This window comes from Spirosoma sp. KNUC1025 (assembly GCF_045160025.1).
Taxonomy (GTDB): Bacteria; Bacteroidota; Bacteroidia; order Cytophagales; family Spirosomataceae; genus Spirosoma.
The window spans coordinates 4,164,632-4,180,328 of record NZ_CP087139.1; the positions used below are offsets into that span (position 1 = coordinate 4,164,632).

General features: G+C 50.0%; 13 protein-coding genes. 6 read left to right on the top strand and 7 right to left on the bottom strand.

Annotated elements, in window-relative coordinates; translation table 11 throughout:
- Window positions 1-71 precede the first annotated feature (71 nt).
- On the top strand, window positions 72-1,415 hold the full coding sequence (locus LN737_RS18175; protein ID WP_405511233.1) for a Gfo/Idh/MocA family protein: 1,344 nt from the start codon (window positions 72-74) through the stop codon (window positions 1,413-1,415).
- 152 nt (window positions 1,416-1,567) lie between these two features.
- On the opposite strand, the gene LN737_RS18180 is transcribed toward LN737_RS18175, so the two are convergent.
- The 3 genes from LN737_RS18180 to LN737_RS18190 all read right to left on the bottom strand — a co-directional run bounded on the left by LN737_RS18180 (window position 1,568) and on the right by LN737_RS18190 (window position 3,498).
- Window positions 1,568-1,753, bottom strand: coding sequence for a CsbD family protein (locus LN737_RS18180; protein WP_162385299.1), 186 nt, complete (start codon window positions 1,751-1,753; stop codon window positions 1,568-1,570).
- Between the two features lie 56 nt (window positions 1,754-1,809).
- Window positions 1,810-2,961: an NAD(P)/FAD-dependent oxidoreductase gene (locus LN737_RS18185; RefSeq protein WP_405511234.1), complete on the bottom strand. Its 1,152-nt coding sequence runs from the start codon at window positions 2,959-2,961 to the stop codon at window positions 1,810-1,812.
- A gap of 87 nt (window positions 2,962-3,048) precedes the next feature.
- Entirely contained in the window at window positions 3,049-3,498 is a 450-nt protein-coding gene (locus LN737_RS18190; protein WP_405511235.1) for a DUF2147 domain-containing protein, read from the bottom strand.
- 208 nt (window positions 3,499-3,706) lie between these two features.
- Here LN737_RS18190 and LN737_RS18195 point away from each other — a divergent pair, with 208 nt between their 5' ends.
- From LN737_RS18195 to LN737_RS18210, 4 genes are all read left to right on the top strand, one after another.
- Window positions 3,707-4,222, top strand: coding sequence for a thioesterase family protein (locus LN737_RS18195; RefSeq protein ID WP_405511236.1), 516 nt, complete (start codon window positions 3,707-3,709; stop codon window positions 4,220-4,222).
- Between the two features lie 96 nt (window positions 4,223-4,318).
- Window positions 4,319-5,590, top strand: coding sequence for a dicarboxylate/amino acid:cation symporter (locus LN737_RS18200; protein ID WP_405511237.1), 1,272 nt, complete (start codon window positions 4,319-4,321; stop codon window positions 5,588-5,590).
- 141 nt (window positions 5,591-5,731) lie between these two features.
- The gene (locus LN737_RS18205) at window positions 5,732-6,220 is read left to right on the top strand and encodes a hypothetical protein (protein WP_405511239.1); all 489 of its coding nucleotides are present in this window, start codon (window positions 5,732-5,734) and stop codon (window positions 6,218-6,220) included.
- Between the two features lie 253 nt (window positions 6,221-6,473).
- Window positions 6,474-8,546, top strand: coding sequence for a M3 family metallopeptidase (locus LN737_RS18210; protein ID WP_405520443.1), 2,073 nt, complete (start codon window positions 6,474-6,476; stop codon window positions 8,544-8,546).
- Between the two features lie 50 nt (window positions 8,547-8,596).
- On the opposite strand, the gene LN737_RS18215 is transcribed toward LN737_RS18210, so the two are convergent.
- The 3 genes from LN737_RS18215 to LN737_RS18225 form a co-directional block, all read right to left on the bottom strand.
- Complete coding sequence (locus tag LN737_RS18215; protein WP_405511240.1) at window positions 8,597-9,322, bottom strand: DUF72 domain-containing protein; 726 nt, start codon at window positions 9,320-9,322, stop codon at window positions 8,597-8,599.
- A 74-nt stretch (window positions 9,323-9,396) separates the two neighbouring features.
- Entirely contained in the window at window positions 9,397-10,701 is a 1,305-nt protein-coding gene (locus LN737_RS18220; RefSeq protein WP_405511241.1) for a hypothetical protein, read from the bottom strand.
- Between the two features lie 223 nt (window positions 10,702-10,924).
- Window positions 10,925-12,232: a sorbosone dehydrogenase family protein gene (locus LN737_RS18225; RefSeq protein ID WP_405511243.1), complete on the bottom strand. Its 1,308-nt coding sequence runs from the start codon at window positions 12,230-12,232 to the stop codon at window positions 10,925-10,927.
- A 159-nt stretch (window positions 12,233-12,391) separates the two neighbouring features.
- On the opposite strand from LN737_RS18225, the gene LN737_RS18230 reads away from it, so the two are divergent.
- Window positions 12,392-15,010, top strand: a complete 2,619-nt coding sequence (locus tag LN737_RS18230; protein ID WP_405511244.1) for a PQQ-dependent sugar dehydrogenase — start codon at window positions 12,392-12,394, stop codon at window positions 15,008-15,010.
- Here LN737_RS18230 and LN737_RS18235 read toward each other — a convergent pair.
- Window positions 14,994-15,641, bottom strand: a complete 648-nt coding sequence (locus LN737_RS18235; RefSeq protein WP_405511245.1) for a trans-aconitate 2-methyltransferase — start codon at window positions 15,639-15,641, stop codon at window positions 14,994-14,996. The genes LN737_RS18230 and LN737_RS18235 overlap by 17 nt on opposite strands.
- Window positions 15,642-15,697 lie beyond the last annotated feature (56 nt).

The following is a 15,697-nucleotide window of genomic DNA, read 5'->3' on the forward strand; positions in this document are numbered from 1 at the left end:
GTTCTGTCTTTCAGAAGATTTCGCGATAAGTAAAAGCAGTTGACATAGTAAAAAACCTAAAACATTCGGAAGTGGAAAATTCGCGTAGAGAGTTTATCAAAAAAGCAGCGTTAGGCACTGCGGGTTTAACCGTTGGCGGACTGGCAACGGGCATGTCGGCAAAGAGTTACGCCAAAATAATAGGCGCTAATGAGCGGATAAACCTGGCCATAGCCGGACTTGGTCGGCGATTGGGGGCGTATTATGAACCGATTGGCAGAAAAGAAAGTAACGTCGAGCTGGTGTATTTGTGCGATGTTATGAAGAAACAGCGCGAGTCGGCCGTACAGAAGTTTTCCAAACATATTACGTATACGCCCAAGCTGGAAAACGACGTGCGCAAAGTCATCGCCGACAAGAATGTTGATGCGCTGTTCATTGCTACGCCCGACCACTGGCATGCGCCCGGTACCTGGCTGGCCGTTCAGGGTGGCAAACACGTGTACGTTGAAAAACCGTGCAGCCATAACCCGCGCGAGGGGGAAATACTGACCGAGATTCAGAAGAAATACAATAAGGTCATTCAGATGGGTAATCAGCAGCGGTCGGCGCTGGAATCCATTGATATTATCAACCAGATTCACAACGGAGTCATCGGAAAGCCGTTTAAGGCCGTTGCGTTTTATGCCAGTGCGCGGGGCGAGGTGCCGCACCAGAAGAAAGCGCCCGTACCCGATGGGCTGGATTGGGATCTGTTTCAGGGACCGGCTCCGCGCCGGGAGTATACCTCCGAAACCTGGGACTACAACTGGCACTGGTACGGCTGGCAGTATGGGACCGCCGAAGCTGGGAACAATGCTACGCATGAATTAGATGTAGCCCGCTGGGCGTTACAAGTCGAATATCCGGAGTACGTATCTGTGGAAGCGGCCAAGCGGTATTTTGTAGAAGACGGCTGGGAAATGTACGACACCATGGACGCTACGTTCCGCTTTCCGGGCAACAAAATCATCAAATGGGATGGCAATAGCCGGAACGGACAGAAAACGTTTGGCAGTGACCGCGGAACCTACATTTACGGCACCAATGGAACAGTTTACGTAGACCGGGATGGCTATACGCTGTATAGCCGCGAAGGGAAGCCGATGAAAGACAGCAAGTCGAAAGGTACAGAAGCCGGTACGGCTTTAGGTGGGGGTGGCGATATGACAACCCGGCACGTAGTGAATTTCTTTGAAGCCATACGTGGGCGGGAGAAACAGGCATCGCCCATTGCCGAAGGGGCCAAAAGTACGTTGTTATGTCATTTGGCTAACATTGCGTTTCGCACAAACAAATCGTTCGCCGTCGACTCGAAAACCGGACATATCCGGGATGCCGATGCCATGAAACTGTGGAGCCGCCAATATGCGAAAGGCTGGGAGCCACCTATGTGATGACATTGGTCATTGGTTGTTACGCTTCGCTGTCATTGGTCGGTTTTCATCGGAATTAAGGTCAGTGCCACAAATGGCCAATGACCGACCACTGATACATAAAAAAAGCCGGGAATTGAGCCCCGGCTTTTTTTATGCAGAATACCGATTGTTTATAAATCGGCAATTGCTTTATTGATTTCGTCTTTCGTTTTTCCTGTTTTCTGCTGGATTTTACCCCACATTTCGTCTTCCTGTCCTTCCTGATACGTTAGGTCGTCGTCGGTAAGATCGCCATATGCTTGTTTGATTTTGCCTTTTAACTCGTTCCAGCCACCTTTTACGGTTGTCTCGTTCATGATCGTAGTGTTTAATGTTGAGTGTGTCTGTCATCACCTTGATAACATAAATAGAACTATGCGGAGACAGAATTGTTTTGAATCATGTGCTCAGCAATCTGGTTCGAATCGATGTTAAGGTGGTAAATAACCCCGGTGATTGGCGTCGAAAATCCCAGAAAATAAAGACCCCGTAATGCCTGCTCGTCAAACCAAAGATGTTTTGGATAACCTCGTTCGTTCAGGACCTTAGCGGCTAGTTCACTACCAAGTATAGAGGGTAGGGCAGGTCGGTAACCCGTAGCCAGAATTATTGCATCGAAAGGGAGTTCACGACCATCGGTGAACGTAACGGTTTTGGCATTGATTTGCTGAATGCCCGGCATAACAGTAATCGTCCCGGCTTTGATCTGGTCGAGCGTCCCTACGTCGATCACGGGGGTTTTGCCACGCCGGGTATCATAGGAAGGCGAGTGAGCCGGTTTTCCCAAGCCATAGGCCGATACGTCGCCCACGCTGATTTTCTGCATCAGGCGGGCCATAAAGTCGGTAAACCAGCGTGGGAATTTTTTCATCATAATGGCCGTCTTCTGGGCCGGTCGCCCGAACAAATCCCGCCGGATAATATTGACCGGAGCACGTATCGAAATGAATGGCCGGGCCTGATTTTCCAGTAGATCGAGTGCCAGTTCTGCCCCGGTGTTGCCCATGCCGACGACCAGTACATTTTCGTTGCGGAAGGGCGACCCATTCCGATACTCATGACTATGCCAGATAATACCCCGAAAATTTCGCTGCCCCGGTAGTTCCGGTACATGCGGAGCCCGATTGTAGCCGGTTGCCACCACCACCCGATCAGTTGTGAACGTATCAGTTTCAGTGCGGACCTGCCAGCTGCCATCCACCGGATTGCGGCTTATGTGGTTCACTTTTTGATTGAACAGAGGCTTGATTTTAAAGTGATCAGCGTATTGTTCCAGGTATTCAACTACCTGTAAGCGTGGTACGTAGGTGGGGTGGCTGTTCGGAAAGGGCATGTGCGGCAAAGCCGAATGCTCTTTTACCGTGTGCAAATGAAGTCGGTCGTAATGATTCCGCCAGGAAAACCCCACGTAGTCGCTGGCTTCCAGCACCGTAAAGGGCAGGCCCCGATGAGCGAGCTGTCCGGCTATGGCTAAGCCGGCCGGGCCTGCACCAATGATTAGTGTGGTAGGAGGAGATGATTGCATGGTAGAAAAGAATCAGGGTGGCAAAAAATACCCCAGCTAACTGGCAATGAAACTTTTATGGCAATCAGGCACTGGATACTCCACAACTTATTTAACGCGTGTCCAGGTTTGGGTTTTACCCAGAAGCGAAATGCCAACGTAACCACGGACAAGCAGTGTGTTTGGGTTCTGTAATGTCATTTTGCAATTATACTCCTTGCCGTCTTCGGGGTTGTAAATTTTGCCGTCACTCCAGACATTGCCGCCGTCATACTTGAAGTTATACATCAGCACCATGTTCATGAGTGGCCGCGTCCGCTTTGAATGATCCGCGTTTTTGTCGTCAACCCTGGGTTTACCCGTAGCCGGGTCATTGGGCTGACCCAACCAGACCAGTTTGCCAAAATAAGTACCGCCCTGTTTATATATCTGGACGTGGCCTTTTTTGGTACCATTCAACCAGGTGCCCAGCACAGCATCGGCATCGCTTTTCGGTGCATAAGCCGTCAGAACGATGAATAAGGAAAGAACAGACAACAGATAACGTACGACTTTCATGGGTGTTTAGAAATTGATAGAAAAAGGCGATTTTGTTGTTCTAACGTAAAGATTGTGCAAAAATTCTGAACCGGGATTTGTCGGATTGAAATGATTTCACAGATTTTCTGTATTTAGCAGCCGGACACGGTTTCAGCAAACCAATTACAACGGTTCAGTCATCAATTTGTCAGTAAATCCCGGCCGCGCTGGCGGTCTGATCAGGCTTATGTTTCACCGCGACCCCAACCGCAGCTACCCGACCGAAACTGAATCGCGGGTAATCATTCGTTTTCAGGATTGCGATCCGTTACAGCATCTTAATAATGCCAAATATTTCGATTATTATTTCAACGCTCGTGAAGATCAGGTGGCCAAGCTGTATGATTTCAGTCCGGGGCAATTGTTTCGCGAGCTGAAAACAAGCTGGGTTGTTTACCAGCATCAGATTGCCTACATCCGTCCGGCAGTGGTGAGCGAATGGGTACGTATCATTTCCCGGCTGATCTATTTCAACGAAGACACAACCGTTACGGAATATATCATGACCGACGATGGTAAAACGCACCTCAAAAATGTGCTTTGGGTTACGTCGAAGTACGTAAGTGTGCTAACTGGCAAACGCATACCCCACGACGAAAAAGTAACGGAATTGCTTCAGACAACGCTCGTGCCGCACATCGATTTTCCCAGCCTTAACTTTAACGACCGCATCCGTACCGTCAAGCAGCAAATAATAGGGTAGAAGGGAGAAAAAGGAGGAAAGGGACGAAGGGCATGTAAAGCAGACCTTTTCCCTTTCTTCCCACTCGTCCCTTTCCCCCTTTCTTCCCTTCAATTTATGAAACTCCTCAACAACCTCACAGTTCGTGTTCTGATTGCCATTACGTTAGGGATTCTAACAGGCTATTTCTTTCCCGAAACGGCGGCAAAGCTAAAACCGCTGGGTGACCTGTTTATCAATCTGATCAAGATGGTGATCGGGCCCATTATTTTCCTGACTATCGTGCTGGGCATAAGTAATATGGGCGACCTGAAAAAGGTAGGACGAGTGGGAGGGAAGGCGCTGCTGTATTTTGAAATTGTCACGACCGGCGCTCTGGCCATTGGCCTGTTGCTGGCGAATATCATCAAGCCGGGGCAAGGCGTACAGACGACGGCCGTAAAAGGTGGAGACGTGAGCAAATTTGCGGAGCAGGGGGCCGAAATGGACTGGACGGAGTTTTTTCTTCACATCGTGCCGAGCAATGCAATCAAAGCGTTTGCCGATGGCGATATCCTTCAGGTGCTAGTCTTTTCTATTCTGTTTGGGGTTGGGCTTACCCGCATGGGCGATACCGGCAAATCGCTTATTCTGACCTTTGAAAAACTCTCTAAAGTCTTCTTCAATATTCTGGGAGTGGTTATGATACTTGCTCCGTTGGGTGCGTTTGGTGGTATGGCATTTACGATTGGCAAATACGGACTCAGTACGTTGCTGCCACTGGCCAAACTCATGGGCACCGTTTATGCGACTATGTTTCTGTTCATCTTCGTGATACTCAACCTGATCATGCGGTACTACAAAATCAGTTTGTGGGTCGTTCTGAAATTCATCCGGGAAGAGCTGCTGATCGTGCTTGGTACGTCGTCGTCGGAGTCGGCTTTGCCGCAAATCATGGATAAACTCGAAACGCTGGGCTGCTCGCGGTCGGTGGTGGGACTGGTTGTTCCGGCGGGCTATTCGTTTAACCTCGATGGCACCACGATCTACCTGGTTATGGCTACCGTTTTTCTGGCGCAGGTGTTTGGCGTCGATCTTAGCTTCGGGCAGGAACTAACGATTATTGGTATTCTGATGGTTACGTCAAAAGGCGCTGCAGGCGTAACGGGAAGTGGTTTTATCGTGCTGGCAAGTACGTTAACGGCTATAAAAGTAATTCCGGTTGAAGGACTCGCATTGCTGCTGGGCGTCGACCGGTTTATGTCGGAAGCCCGTTCCATTACCAATATCATCGGCAATACAGTCGCCACTATTTTCATTGCCAACAATGAGAATGAGTTTGACCGGGATAAATACAACAAGGTGATTCAGAAGCAGAACAAAGCCGAACTGGTTGACTATAAATACTAGTTTTCAGCCTGTTCCAGAATTCAGAGAAATTTTTACCGGAAAAGGTTGAAAAAAATATAGCCTGATTCAAAGAATAAGTTAAACCATTTGGAGTGCAGTTGTTCAAAAGGCCAAATACAACCTGATAACAATTACACGACCATGAAAAGAACATTGTTCACTGCCGCTACACTTGTTGTTCTGCTCTCGACCGGCGCATTGGCGCAACGCTATGGCTATCCAAATAGCGGTTATCCGCAACAACCGGGCTATAGCCAGCCGGGTCCAGATCAACGATACGGTGGGCCGGGCTACGGTCAGCCCAACTACAATTATGATTACGATGATTACCAGTTTGATCGTCATCTGGACTGGTGGGATCGTGAACTAAACCTCTCGCGTCGGCAGGAGCGCGAAATTCGTCGGGTACGGGAACGGTTTAGCCAGCAAACCCGGGGCATTGACCCGCGCGATCCGCGTCAGCGTGATTTCTTTCGGCAAGCTCGTCAGCGTCAGTTTTTCGATATGATGGCCGTACTTCGTCCTGATCAGCGGGAACGGGTAATCGACCGGATGCGGCCTTACGAACGAATGGCGGGTCGGGGTCGTGGAAATGGCCGGGGACGCGGTTACGAACCCTATGGGTACTAATCGTTGAACTTCGACAAGGATCTGCAACGTAGTAAACTTGTAAAGCAGCCGGTAATTAGATCGGCTGCTTTTTTTATGGAAAACCACTTAGCTATGTTTATAACCGACTGTGCAACATTGAGTTGTAGACCTTGTCTTTATTTTGTATTTTTCCCGGAAACTCATTTAACAATACGGTATGTTTACACGTCAACAAATCAAACAAACCGGTGTATTGCTGGCAGTAGCTACGACAGTTACATTTGCCCAGCCTATGCATCGACAAACTGAAATGACCCAAAATCCATTCTTACAGCCCTATACGACACCGCATCAGACGGCTCCTTTTGATAAAATTAAAAACGAAGATTATTTGCCAGCGCTGAAAGAAGGGCTGGCCGAAGGCCGCAAAGACGTACAGGCTATCATAAATAATCCGGCAAAGCCTACCTTCGATAACACCATTGTCGCCCTCGAACGGTCGGGTGATCTGCTCGGAAAAGTAGCTTCGGTGCTGTTTAACCTCAACAGCGCTGAAACGACCCCTGAGCTTCAGAAAATCGTGAAGGAAGCGTCGCCCATGCTGAGTGAATATGGCAACGACATTACCCTGAATGAAAAGCTGTTTGCCCGCGTAAAAGCTGTTTATGACCAACGTGCCAGCCTGAAACTTGATCCGGAAAGCGCTACGTTGCTTGAGAAAAGCTATAAACGATTTGCCAGGAATGGTGCTAATCTGGACGAGAAAGGTAAAGAACGGCTGCGGGCTATCGACAAGGAGTTGTCGCAGTTGTCGCTACAATTTGGCGAAAATGTGCTGAACGAAACCAATCAGTACACTATGGTGCTGACGGACGAGAAAGACCTGGCGGGTCTGCCTGATTTTGCCCGTGAAGCGGCAAAAGCGACTGCTAAGCAAAAGGGTAAGGAAGGCGAATCCACGCCGGGCTGGGTCTTTACGTTGCAGGCACCCAGCTACGGCCCGTTCATGCAATACGCCGATAACCGCGAATTACGCAAAAAGCTGTTTATGGCCTTTAACGGCCGTAGTTTCCATAATGATAAGAATGACAATCAGGCCATTATCCAGAAAATTGTAAGCCTGCGTTATGAACGGGCTACGTTGCTGGGCTACAAAACCCACGCCGATTTTGTGCTGGAAGAAAGCATGGCCGGGTCGAAAGATAAAGTGCAGAGCTTTCTGGACGAACTGGTTACCTACGCCCGTCCGGCTGCTGAACGCCAACTGGCCGAGCTGACAACCTATGCCAAAGCGCACGGCTTTACGGAGGATAAGCTACAGGCCTGGGACAACAGCTATTATGCCGAGAAACTCAAAAAAGAGAAATACGACCTGGACGACGAGACGCTCAAACCGTATTTCAAACTGGAGAACGTATTGAACGGCGTATTTACGGTTGCCAACAAGCTTTACGGCATTACGTTTAAAGAGCGGAAGGATATTCCGGTTTATAATTCGGAAGTAAAAACCTTCGACGTATTCGACAAGGACGGCAAATTTCTGGCTGTTTTTTATGGCGACTACTTCCCACGGGAAGGCAAACGTAGCGGTGCCTGGATGAACGACGTGCAGGGCCAGAAAATCGAAAATGGAGAAAACATCCGGCCGCATATCGTCAATGTCTGCAATTTCACGCGTCCGACGGATACCAAACCGTCTTTGCTGACCTTCTACGAAGTCACTACATTGTTCCACGAGTTCGGTCATGGTCTACACGGCATGCTGGCCAATGGAAAATACGAGAGCCTGAGTGGTACGAGCGTACCGCGTGATTTCGTGGAGCTGCCGTCGCAGGTGATGGAAAACTGGTGCTATGACCCCGAAGCCCTGAAAATATTTGCCCGGCATTATCAGACTGGCGAAGTGATTCCGAACGAACTGATCGAAAAGATTCGCGCCAGTCAGAACTTCCTGGCCGGACTGGCTAATCTGCGGCAGCTCCGTTTTGGTCTTGTCGATATGTATTACCACGGCCAGAAACCTACCGGAGAAACCGTTACGCAGATTGAAAACAAGGTCGATTCAGTAGCGAACCTCTTCCCGCGTGTGGAAGGCGTAGCGTTCAGCCCGGCGTTCTCGCACATTTTCGCGGGAGGCTATTCCGCGGGTTACTACAGCTACAAATGGAGCGAAGTACTCGATGCCGACGCCTTTGAATTTTTTAAAGAGAAAGGCGGTCTGGAGAACAAAGCTGCGGCTGATAGCTTCCGGAAGAACGTACTGGAAAAAGGCGGCAGTGAAAAGCCTATGGAGCTTTATAAGAAGTTCCGGGGTCGCGAACCATCGCCCAAAGCCATGTTGCGACGGAGCGGTTTGATTTTATAGATGACGAGAAGGCGGCCAATGATTGGCCGCCTTTTTTATGACCCAACTTGTTATCCAACCAGCCAACGTAACGTTTCGGCGTTACGTACCGCGTTGCCGCCACCGTCGTTGTTGAAATACATGAATACGTCTTTCCCCTGTGCAGCCCACTCCCGAATGCGGTCAGCCCACCAGCGCAGATCAGTATCGGAATAGGAGCCGCCGTACAGATGGTCGGTATCGGGTCCGTGCATACGTACATAGACAAATGGGGCCGTAGCGCGTAAGATGCAGGGTAGATGAGCACCACTCATAATGCAATACGCAGCCTGATGCTGTTCCAGTAAGTTAAATGTAGCATCATTGTTCCAGCTTGGGTGTCGAAATTCCACTGCTACGTGCACCCAATAGGGAATCTGATCCAGAAAGTACGCCAGTCGGTCATAGTCATAAGCGTGGTTGGGCGAGAGCTGCACCAGTAAAATGGCCCGCTTTTCACCCAGCTCATGCCAGCAGGTTTTGATACGTTCTATCCAGACGTCCGGTGCGTAGAGTTTCTTGGCGTGGGTCAATCCACGGGGTGCTTTAACCGTCAGTTGAAAACCATCGGGTAAGCGTCGTCGCCAGCTGGCAAACGTGGCTTGTTTCGGCCAGCGGTAAAAACTGCTATTGAGTTCAACCGTCTGAAACCGCTGGACGTAGTAACCCAAACGGTCATGAACGGGGGTGCCGTGTGGATACAAAACGCCCTGCCAATGGTCGTAGCTCCAACCCGACGTACCGATGTGTATGCTCATAAACGATTGTCAGTTTGCCCGAAATCAATCCATTGCCATACAAAGCCAGTAACCCCGGTCATTGTTCGACTGCCCTACGGGATAACTACCGGGAGGGTACGGAATTTTGCAGAAATTGGCATGTTTTCAATGACCACTACGTTTCCTTCCGGCTTTATCCAGAATAAATTGCCGGAAACGGTCCCCCGGATGAGTTTGTCATTGCCGTTATATTCGGTGATGGTTATACTGCTTCCGCCTGAAATCCACTTACCAGCCAGGTCATAGTAGCTATCAGCGTACGGAATTCGCTCGGGTACTCTGGCCGTTATCAAAACGGTGTGGTTCTCGTTGATTGTGTACGTGCCTTTTCCTTTAAAATTATTAATCGTAAACGAGAGAATCTGAGTGGCATTCCGGTTATTGATAATACCCATTAGTTGTGATCCATTCAGAGTCAGACCGATCGTAGGGTTGTTATCGACTGAACCGTCGATGTTGAGTGAGGCAACCGACTCAATTTTTATGTTTCTGATCAGAATTAAATGGCCTTTCTGTTTCAGATCAATCTCTACCGCAACGGCCATCGGATTGTTATCGGGCTCGCGGGGTGGAGCATCGTAAGTAGCCTGTGCGTAGGTGTTATCTTGCGTAAGCTGGCCATTATTGCCGTAATCATCATAATTATCATTATCGGTAATCCCATTAATGGTCCAGCGGACAACTCGTTCGGCCAGCATAACTTTGGCGGGTATTAGCGGAGCTAGAAGAGACGTATCAGTCGTGTTTTCAAAATAGTAAACTGTTAGCTTGATGTGATCGCCCGTTGCCAGGTTTATTGGATCACTGTCTGAATCAGAGGTGCTGTATCGTAAAAAGAATTGTTTATAAAAAGCCCAGTCGCTGAAGTGTGGCAACTGCGCCGATACGGTTTGGGTCGATTTATTTACGTTCACCTTCGTGCTTCCCTGCCATATGCCTTGCTGGTCTTGAAAAGCAATGCTCAACGCGTCGGGTGATGAGCCGTCAATATCCTGCCGTTGGTAATGCCAGGTCATCGTTACCGGTTTGGCAAATTGTGTCCCATCGGGGCTGAACCGATAAGCTGACCCGGCACCCTGAAACGCTTTATTCTCAATTGGCTGGATCGTAATCGGCAATTCTTTGGACAGAGCACCTGCGGGAAATGTCAGCGTCATCGTTCCATCGGGCGTACTAATGGTTCCGCCAGCGGGGCCAATAGTTTTGGTCGTGGGGCTACCTGAAGGTTGCCCGATTGCCGTTGGTGTGCCTGTTGAAGGAGCTGGGGGTATGGGCTCGGGTATAATTGAATCAGTGGGTTTCTGACAAGCCTGCATATATATCAGGATAAGCGGAAGAACGTATTTGTAGAATGGCATGGACGAAAAAATTCAGATTTCGAAATGGAATGAACGGCCGAAATTGAGCACAAATGCCGGGAGCGCTATTGACAGGCTGTATGAGTTGGGGTTTCCAAGTCGTAAACTGACGATGTCAGGTAGTAAATTGAAGGAGATGTTATAGGGTCAAAAACAAATTTGCCCCTCCAGCGCGAACTCCAGAGGGGCAAATCATAGGCTGAACCAAACGAATGGCGAAAGTTTACTTCTTATTGGCTGAAGCCGTTGTTTTCTGCACGGCTCCCTGATAACTGATGCGGAAAAGCGTACCGTTCAGGTCATCCGTTACGTATAGCGAACCATCAGGGCCTTGTGCCAGTCCGCAGGGACGGTGCTGAACTGGACCCGTAGGTTTAGCCAGATCGATACCCGCAAAATTATCGGCAAAAACTTCCCATGGTCCAGAGGGCTTTCCGTTTTTGAACGGCACAAAGCCCACCAGATAGCCTTTGTTAGCAGGCTGGTTCTGACCATGAAACGCGATAAAAGCGCCATTCCGGTAGCGCTCGGGGAAGGCGGTACCTGTGTAGAACAACAGGGCATTGGGTCCCATATGCGCCGGAAAAGCGGCTAAAGGGTTTATCGTTTTTTCGCCCCCTGTTTTCTTGCCGTCACCGCCGTATTCAGGCGCCAGAATTTTCTTTTTCTGAACAGGATCGTAATAAATATACGGCCAGCCCGCGTCATCGCCCTGGTGCAGTTCATATAGGGTTTCGGCAGGTAGGGCCGCACTCTGCTGCGGGGTGTAATACTGCGGGTAAAAATCATCGAATTTGCCCCGGCCATGCTGCACCACAAACAGCGAGTTGGTTTTTGGGTTCCAGTCCAGCCCCACTACGTTCTTCAGCCCGACCGCAAAATGAACACCGTCGGAACTGGCCTGATCCGTTACGTTGGCCTTGAAGCGCCATATACCCGCCGAATCACGAAGCGGGCAGGGCATTAAGCCTTTGCCGGTTCCGGCTTCCCGGCAGGCATCGTTATCAGACGCTACGTTGACATACAGGTTGTTCTGATTATCGACCGCTATTGACTTCGATTTGTCACGATCTTTTTCACGAAGCCCCGAAACCAGCTTCTCCGGCTGATCCGGGTTAATGACTTCCTGATTTTCGTTGAGTTTATACCGGAAAATGCTGCTGTTAGACGAAGCATACAGGTAGCCATTTTTGATCACAATTCCGGTGCCCGGATAATCGCCAAAACCGACCTGCTCATCAATCACACCGTCTTTGTTGGTGTCTCGAAGCCGGTAGATGCCTTTGCCATCTTTCAGCTTGCCCAGCTTGACGTAGATATCCCCGGTTTTCGTAACGGCAATGTGCCGCGTTGCGCCCAAGTCCTGAGCAACGATAGACGCGGAAAAGCCGGAGGGTAGTTTAAGATCAGCAGCGGGAGCAGCCGATTTGCGGGTAGGAGCAGGGTGTTTGCCGGGATTATTTTTGGCTGGGCTGTTTATCGACACCAGCGACGCAACTAAGCAGGATAGTCCCAAAAAGGTTGTACGCATCGTTTGAGAAAAAAGTAAAGAAAAGACAATTTGGATGTCTGGTTTTAAAAGCGATTAACCCGCCAGACATACTACTTGAACGTGCTTATTGCTTATCAATCAGTAATTTTAGAACACTGCTGTCTCTTGAGAACGTAAGCGCCTAAACCTTACCGAACCATGAAACGAGTCAATCAGCACGTACTGCTTTTAGGAGCAGTGCTGGCTCTGCTAGTTGCGTTCCAGCAGGATACGTCCCCGTCTAATGCGCCCGACGAACACCGTTTTCGAGAAGTATTTTTGACCGGCAACATGCCCGATCTGATTGAAATGGATATTGCTGCCAACGGTGATATCTATTTTATTACCATGAACGGGAGTGTGTGGGTGTACGACCTCCGACAGAAAGATACGCGGCTTCTGGGTACTGTGCCAACCAGCCATGCAACAGAAGCGCATATGCAGGCCATTGTGTTAGACCCCGGCTTTAGCCAGAATCATCGATTGTTCCTGCTGTATGCGCCCGTCAATAAAGGTAAGTTTAATCGGGTGTCGCGGTTTACGATACAGGACGACTCGCTGATGCTGTCGTCAGAAAAAGTGGTGCTTGAAATTCCCGATTCGCAACATTGCTGCCATGCCGGTGGTGGGATGACCTTCGATAAACACGGGAACCTCTTCATTACAACGGGCGACAACACCAATCCGTTTGGTACCAACTATTCGCCCAGCGACGAACGGCCCGGTCGGGAAGAATACGATGCACAGCGCTCATCGGCCAATACCAATGATTTGCGGGGGAAAGTGCTTCGTATACATCCCGAAGACGACGGTACGTATACCATTCCGCCTGGAAACCTATTCGCTAAAACCGAGAAAACCCGCCCAGAAATTTATATTATGGGTTGCCGGAATCCGTACCGCGTAACGGTGGATCGCGATACGGATTTGCTGTACTGGAGTGAGGTGGGCCCCGACGCCAGCGATACCGACAGGCATGGCCCTCGCGGTTATGACGAGATCAATCAGGCTGCCAAACCGGGAAATCATGGCTGGCCGCTGGTCATTGGCAATAATGAACCGTATGCCAAAGTTGATTTTGCGAGCGAGGCAGTTGTAAGCAAAATTGATCCCGTGCACCCAATCAATTCATCGCCAAACAATACGGGGCTGCGGGATTTGCCACCTGCGCAGAAACCGTTGATCTGGTATCCGTACGACAATTCAGCCGAATTTCCTCAGCTGGGCGCGGGCGGACGTACCGCCATCATGGGGCCGATTTATTATTATGATCCACAAAATCCTTCCCCCGCCAAATTTCCGGCTTATTTCGACCGCAAGCTATTTATTGCCGACTGGATGCGTAACTGGCTGAAAGTGGTGTCGTTGACTGAGCAAAAGCAGCTAAAGTCAATTGATGCGTTTATGCCCTCAACCACGTTCCGCAAACCAATCAGTATGAAGTTCGGGCCGGATGGGTCTTTGTACGTCATCGAACATGGAGCGCTGTGGGGCAATAACAAGGATTCCCGATTGGTACGTATCGATTATATTCCCGGAAATCGACCACCTATTGCCAAACTTGATGCCATTGCCGATGCAGGTGCGGCCCCGATGCCGCTTCAGCTTTCGGCCAGTCACTCGATTGATTACGACCAGGCCGACCAGTTAACGTACCGCTGGCTGGTTGATGGCCGTACTTTATCACCAACATCGGCCAACATCAGGCACGTCATAACTAAACCCGGCAGGCATTTCATTAAAGTAATTGTCAGCGATAAAGCCGGTGCTTCGTCGTCCGCAGAAACATCGATTCTGGTTGGTAATTCGCCCCCGAACGTAGCGGTCGAACTGCCCGATACCGGATTGCTGCGAACATCGACGGTGACGTATCGTGTACGGGTAACCGATGCGGAAGATAAGCAAATTGATCCCCAGCGTATTGCAGTCAAACTGGCTTTTATTCCCAGTAGTCGGGCCTTGATGCAGTCGTCGTCAGGGGCTATTGTTTCTGAGTATCAACGGGGGCTGACCTGGATTGAGGAGAATGACTGCAAAGCCTGCCATGCCCAGGCCATTAAATCGGTAGGACCAAGTTTTCAGATGATTGCGGAACGATATCAGCCGCAAAAGAAAGCCCCCGAACTGGTGGCTGCCTTAAGCCGGAAAATCAGTAAGGGCGGGTATGGCGTATGGGGAGAAGCTAACATGAGCGCCCATCCACAACTGGCCCCCGACGTAACGGACGAAATGGTGCGGTACATTCTGTCGCTCACCGACGAGATGCCTGTTGAACGAGATTTGCCGGTCGAAGGGCAGTTTGCGGTTGATCTGAACCAGCCGGGTACGTATGTGCTGACGGCTAGTTACACCGATCGTGGCCATAAGAAAATCGGGCCAATCACCCGCCAAACGAGTAAAGTGCTGCGTTCACCCGTATTTACAGGACAGGATTTCGATAAAGGGCTGGAGTTACGTCGTTCGAACATACTGACAGGCATCAATCGGGCGTCGTATGCGATGGCTCAGCAGGTGGATATGACCGGCGTTCGGGCCCTGGATTTTCAGTTCGTCTCCGAAACGCCGGGGACAGTCATCCGGTTGCGATCCGATAGCCCGACGGGCGATGTGCTGGGGGAAGTGCCCGTACCGACCGGCAAGTGGAAAGCCTGGCAGGAACGTAGCGTGCCCATTAAAGCGTTGACCGGACGGCACGATATTTATCTCTGCTTCGAGAACCGGAACAGTATTTTCAGTCTGGCAGAAGTTAAAGCGGTTACCTTCAGGCGGAGCGACTAGAAGAATTCACTTGATGAGCACTGGTATTCAAAGTCGATGTTTTTCTGGCCAGCCACACCGTACGACCGCCACACGTAACGTCATTCAGAGTATGCTGCAGCACCTCAAACCCATTTGCTTCGAGAAGGGACTGGTACTCGGCAGAATCCAGACTGGCGTGATAAACCGTATGGTCGCGCATGATGCCATAGGCAATGCCATGTTCAGAACCGGAGGTGAAAAGGAGTCGCCCACCGGCTGCAGTATGGCTGGCAAAAACCGGAAACATCGCTCGCTGTGCGTCGTGAGTCAGGTGAAAGAAACTATCCCAGGCAATAACAGCATCAAATGTTCGGTGAAGTTGCAGCCCTCGCATATCGGCCTGTATCCATTCCATATCCGGGAAGCGTTGCCTGCATAAGTCGATCATGTTCGCTGCTCCATCGACTCCGGTGACGTAACAGCCTGCTTCTACGAAAAATCGTGCAATGGGTTCGCCTGATCCGCAGCCTAAGTCGAGCACAGAAGCAGTGGAACGACAGTCGGGAAGAAGGGCTTCCAGATAGGGTTTCTCCAGTAGTTGTTTTGTCCGGTTCTGATCAAACCATTCGGCCAGGTCTTCATAAATTACCCCAATGTTGTGGTCGTTCATCGCCTTTACGTTTTAACTGATCAAATAAACACAAAAGACCACCCGTGTCGACGAAT